The 4,856-nt window shown below is 73.0% G+C and carries 5 protein-coding genes and 1 pseudogene; 1 reads left to right on the forward strand and 5 read right to left on the reverse strand.

Annotation, left to right across the window (positions count from 1 at the left end; all coding sequences use genetic code 11):
- The 3 genes and pseudogenes from G9H71_RS18115 to G9H71_RS18125 form a co-directional block, all read right to left on the reverse strand.
- A pseudogene (locus G9H71_RS18115) lies at positions 1-303 on the reverse strand (ThuA domain-containing protein); the annotation flags it as partial.
- Between the two features lie 358 nt (positions 304-661).
- The gene (locus tag G9H71_RS18120; RefSeq protein WP_331273090.1) at positions 662-1,888 is read right to left on the reverse strand and encodes an ROK family transcriptional regulator; all 1,227 of its coding nucleotides are present in this window, start codon (positions 1,886-1,888) and stop codon (positions 662-664) included.
- Between the two features lie 206 nt (positions 1,889-2,094).
- A complete protein-coding gene (locus G9H71_RS18125; RefSeq protein WP_166284200.1) occupies positions 2,095-2,811 on the reverse strand; it encodes a hypothetical protein in 717 nt (238 codons plus the stop codon).
- A gap of 265 nt (positions 2,812-3,076) precedes the next feature.
- Here G9H71_RS18125 and G9H71_RS18130 point away from each other — a divergent pair, with 265 nt between their 5' ends.
- Positions 3,077-4,135 (forward strand): polysaccharide deacetylase family protein, encoded by a 1,059-nt coding sequence (locus G9H71_RS18130; protein ID WP_166284201.1) that lies wholly within the window; start codon positions 3,077-3,079, stop codon positions 4,133-4,135.
- A gap of 36 nt (positions 4,136-4,171) precedes the next feature.
- On the opposite strand, the gene G9H71_RS18135 is transcribed toward G9H71_RS18130, so the two are convergent.
- Positions 4,172-4,372: a YbdD/YjiX family protein gene (locus G9H71_RS18135; protein WP_166284202.1), complete on the reverse strand. Its 201-nt coding sequence runs from the start codon at positions 4,370-4,372 to the stop codon at positions 4,172-4,174.
- The coding region (locus tag G9H71_RS18140; RefSeq protein WP_331273091.1) for a carbon starvation CstA family protein at positions 4,369-4,856 on the reverse strand (488 nt) is incomplete at its 5' end. The genes G9H71_RS18140 and G9H71_RS18135, both read right to left, overlap by 4 nt.

The following is a 4,856-nucleotide window of genomic DNA, read 5'->3' on the forward strand; positions in this document are numbered from 1 at the left end:
CGCGGTGGTGAACGGCGTCGTCTCGAGCTTGGTGCCGCCCGGGATCGACGCGGCGGTCTGCGCGGGGTCGAACACGTCGACCGTGAAGCCGTTGGAGCGGCCGAGCGCGATGACCGCGCGCGTGCCCTCGTCGATGCTGGAGTGGCGGAAGCCCAGCGTCTTGCCGACCACGAGGACCTTGTACTCGTCGGCGGCGGCCGCCGGCGAGGTGAGCGCGGAAGCGGTGGTGACCGCTCCCACGGCCGGCACGGCCATCGCGGTGCCGATAGCCGCCGTGACCAGGCGACGTAGGACTTGTCTCATGCACTGCTCCCTCTGCTGCGGGTCGACCTCTGCGTCGACGCTGCGCGGTGCTGCGGCCGATGGCGGGCACGCCGAAGTCGCGCCGTAGGGCGCTCTCGGGCGTACGGAGTCGGCCTTGCCTGCCGGACGGGCGTCCGGTCGGCGTGGAGATGGTTCTGGTGGTCGCAGCCACTTAGTTGGTGGCGGCAGCGAATAAAGCGTGTCCCGGCGCACCGCGTCAAGGGATCCGATCGGATCGAGACCTAAGAGCGGCCGACCGTCCTCTGCAACGGGGGCAATATCGGACAGAACGTGGTTACTGGCTCGTCGTGACGCCGGCCTGGAGCGGCCCGATCTGACGGATCGGGAGGGTCTCGGCTCAGACCAGCGAGGACGAGCGCTCGGACCCCTCCGGCACGGCAGGCGGGACCGTCGTCGGGTCGGCGAGCACGCCCTCGAGCGCGACGTGCGCCCCACCGCGGGCCGCCGCCGAGAACCCGAGCGTCGACAGCACGACCTCGCACCGGGTCGCGTTCGGGTCGACGATCCGCGTCCGCAGGCTCTCGGTCATGTCCGCGAGGAAGAAGTCGCCGAGCATGGCGAAGTAGCCGCCCAGCATGATCAGCTCGGGGTCGAAGAGGTTGACGAGCACGGACGCCCCGGTGCCGAGGTCCGTGCCGATCTGGCGCAACGCCGTCAGCGTGCGCTCGTGGCCCTCCTCGGCGCGGCGGCGCAGCTCGGTGAGCCGGTCCTCGACGTCGCGGGCGGGGTCGCGTACGGGGTCCTTCGGGTCCGCCGCCATGCGCAGCAGCGCGCCCAGTCCGACCGTCGTCTCCCAACAGCCGCGGCGGCCGCACCCGCACAGCTCGGTGCCCGCACCGAGGGGCATGTGCCCCACCTCGCCGCTGAGCCCGGCGCTGCCGCGCAGCAGCCGGCCCTCGCTGATGACGCCGGCCCCCACACCGACCTCGCCGGTGAGGTAGACGAGGTTGCGCACCCCGGCACCTGCGCCCGCGACGTGCTCGGCCAGGGCGGAGAGGTTCGCGTCGTTGTCGACGCGGATCGGATAGGGCGGCTCGCCGAGACGCTCGGCCAGGGCGCGCGCCACCGGCATGTCACGCCAGCCGAAGTTGGGTGCGAAGCGCAGGGTGCCGGTCCCCACGTCGACCAGGGCCGGCACCGCGACCGTGACGCCCGCGGGGGTGCTGCCGGCCCGGTGCGCTGCGGACACCGCCCGCGCGACCAGGTCCGCCGTCGCGTCGAGCACGGCGTCGGGGCGCAGGGCGGGCACGTCGAGGGGGAGCCGCTCGTCGGCCACGACCCGCCCGCCCAGGTCGACGATCAGTGCGGTCACGTAGTCGACGTTGACCTCGATGCCGATGCCGCAGACCCGGCGGCCGTCGAGCTCGATGACCTGGCCGGGGCGGCCGACCGCGCCGAGCCGCTCGATCTGCCCCTCGCGCAGCAGGCCGCGGTCGACGAGCTCGGCCACGAGGCTGGAGACCGTCGCCTTGTTGAGGCCGGTCTCGTCGGCGACCCGCGCCCGCGTGCGCGGCCCCTCGTCGCGGAACCGGCGCAGGACCAGCGAGAGGTTGCTGCGCCGCACCAGGGCAGAGTCGGCTGGAGTCGCCGCGTCGGCTCCCACCGACGGCCACCCTCCGGAGCCGTACACCACCAGCGACCTCCCAAACCGTCGGCCCGCGTGGGGCGCGCGCCGAGGTGCTCTGGGACAGACGCTACTAAAGCCGGAGCGGTTCCGGCACTACTCCGACGCGCAGCCGCTCGCGCCGCCCGCGAGACAGGGGCGGGCGCCTACTTGCCGCCCGTCCCCGCGTCGACCTCTCGCATCTCCTGCGGGATGTCGGCCTCCGAACCGCTGGCCGGCAGATAGAAGTGCTGGTGCCCGAGCCCGGCGTCGATGGTCACCAGGTCCAGCTGCTGGGCGCCGGCGGACCACAGCCGTGCCGCGGCGTCGCGCTGCTCGGCCGCCATGGCGGCCAGCTCGTCCCGGGCCGGCGGATCGGCGTCCACTGCGGCCGAGAAGGTGCGCAGGGCGAGGTCGAACTGCTTCGAGGCGCCGGAGAAAGCCTCGTACGCGACGTTGTAGCCCGTGGTCCCGTTCGGCTCCGCTGCGAAGCCGTCCGCGAGCTTCGCGGCCTGCTGCTGCCACCCGGCCACCTCGCTGGCCGCCGGGAACGTCGGCTGCCCGCCCCCGACCGGGAGCACGGCCGCGATGTCCCGCAGCATGGGGAGGTAGGCCTGCTGCGCAGACTTCACCGTCTCGAGCAGCTGCGAGGCCTGCTCGGCCGCCTGCTTCTTCTGCTCCGCGCCCAACTCGGCGGCGATCGCCTCGATCGAGCCCTTCTCCGGCCCGTCGGGCTTGCCGACGGTGTAGCCGATCCAGCCGCTCAACGCGACGACCAGGGCTGCCAGGATGACCACGAACGTGGCGCGCGGGGCGTTGCTGCGCTGCGGCTGTGCCTGAGGCGCGGCCGGGCGTGGGCGGGTCGAGGTCGTACGGGGTGCCATGGAGTGCTCTCCCTCGAGCTCTGCAAGTCGTGCGGCGGTTCGGCCCTCATCCTGCCTGCGTGTGCGCGCTGCGTCTGCGGCTTCCCCCCAATCGGGCAGGCGCCCACGGTGTCGCGCGGGCCGGAGCCACTGTCCGAGGAGAGCGGGTTCGTCCAGATCTGGACAGTTGACGAACCTCTGTGGCGAATCTAGGGTTCCCGGCGCTCGCCCCGACGTGCTCGCGCGCGTTCGCCCCCGGGTGCGCATCCCCGACGCGGAGGCTTCGATGAGGAAGCACGGCGTGGCCCTGGCCTGCACCTTGGCGGTCGGAGGGCTGCTCGCGGCCCCGGCGCCGGCGCAGGCGGTCGACGAGAGCTGCCCGAGCGGCACGGTGGCGCTGTCGTTCGACGACGGCCCCTCGTACTTCCGCCCCCAGACGCTCCGCACCCTGCGCGAGAAGCTCGTGCCGGCGACCTTCCTCGACATCGGCATGCGCGTGGCGGCCAACCCGCACATCGCCCGCTTCGAGGTGCGGGAGGGGCACACGGTCCTCAACCACACCTACCGCCACGACAACCTGGGGCAGCTGTCGGCGGCCGACGTACGTCGCGAGATCCTCGCGGCCGACCAGGTCCTGCGCGAGGTCGGTGCGCTGCCGTTCCGCGGCGTGCGCGCCCCCTTCGGCGGCTCGAGCGCCACCTCCCGCGCGGTCATCGCCGAACTCGGATACGTGAACGTCGGTGCCAACGCCGGCGGCAACGACTTCCAGCCGACAACCCCGGCCGCCACGATCAGGGACGCGATCCTCAACAGCCTCGCGGACGGCCGCATCCTGCTGATGCACGACGGGCCGATCGACACCCCGGCCGGGACGGCTGTGCAGGAGGCGCTGCCGCAGGTCATCGACGGCGTCCGGGCCCGCGGCTACTGCTTCGGCGCCGTGAGCCCCGCGGTCCAGGTGGTCCCCGCCCGGCTCCGGCCGTCCGGCCAGCCGATCCCGTCCATCGTCAATCCCGTGCCGTTCCGGCCGATCGTGTTCGCCGGGAACCCGCCGCTGTCGCCGCCGCAGCCGTACGCCGTGGTCTCCGGAGTCTCGGTGCGCTACTTCTCCGTCGATCTGGCCGACGTCGTCGCAGCCGGCGGCGTGGTGGGGAGCCTGCGCCGGGACCTCGAGGACCTGGTGGACACCGCGGAGACCGCGCAGCTGCGCGGGCAGCTCGAGGCGCAGCGCGCGGCCCTGCAGAGCATCCGGTCGGCGGTGGAGGGGGCTGCGCCCAGCAAGCTCTCCTCGGCCGGGCGCACCCAGCTGCTGACGCTCGTGGACCGGATGCTCGCCAGCTTCTAGCCCGAGAACAGGGGAAGCTGGCTTCGGATTCGGAGATCAGCAGCAACGCGGCCCGCCGCGCTCCGCGGCCGCAGCCCGTCCACGCTCGAACTCACGCCGCGCGACCGGGGCGTGCCCGTGCCGGCGGCAGTCCTCGAGGTAGCGGTCCCACCGCGCCTCACCGCTCCACTCCCGCAGGTACCACACCACGCCTCGCCACGCCCGCGACCCGTGGTCGATGAGCGAAGCGGCGTTCATCGAACACCCGCATCGGCGAGCCGGTCCTGCTCGGCGAGGAGGCGCTTCTCCTCGGCGGTGGCGAAGAGCCCGGCCGGAGCCACGAGCGAGGACGGCGCGTACGCCTCCTCCGTCGTGGCGATCGGCCCGCGCGTCCGCAAGGCGCGGGCGATGACGAAGACGGCGTTGGCGACGACGACGAGGACGAGCAGCGCGAACAGGGCTTGCAGGACGCCGTTCAGCGTGGAGTTGGTGATGACCTGCTCCATCTGCTCCGGCGTCTTCGCGGGGGCGAGCAGCTCCCCGGCGTCGTGGGCGTCCTGGTAGCGGTCGCGCTGGGCGAAGTAGCCGAGCACCGGGTTGTCGGAGAAGACCTTCTGGTAGCTCGCGGTCATGGTCACGACGAGGTCCCACACGAGCGGCACGGCGGTCACCCAGGCGTACCTCCGCTTGCCGTGCTTGATGAGCAGCACGGTCACGAGGGTCAGGGCGATCGCGGCGAGCA

It is taken from the genome of Motilibacter deserti (assembly GCF_011250635.1).
GTDB lineage: Bacteria > Actinomycetota > Actinomycetes > Motilibacterales > Motilibacteraceae > Motilibacter_A > Motilibacter_A deserti.

Coding starts and splice junctions, on each gene's coding strand:
- G9H71_RS18125 (WP_166284200.1), bottom strand. CDS start 2,811: ATGGCACCCCGTACGACCTCGACCCGCCCACGCCCGGCCGCGCCTCAG.
- G9H71_RS18130 (WP_166284201.1), top strand. CDS start 3,077: ATGAGGAAGCACGGCGTGGCCCTGGCCTGCACCTTGGCGGTCGGAGGG.
- G9H71_RS18135 (WP_166284202.1), bottom strand. CDS start 4,372: ATGAACGCCGCTTCGCTCATCGACCACGGGTCGCGGGCGTGGCGAGGC.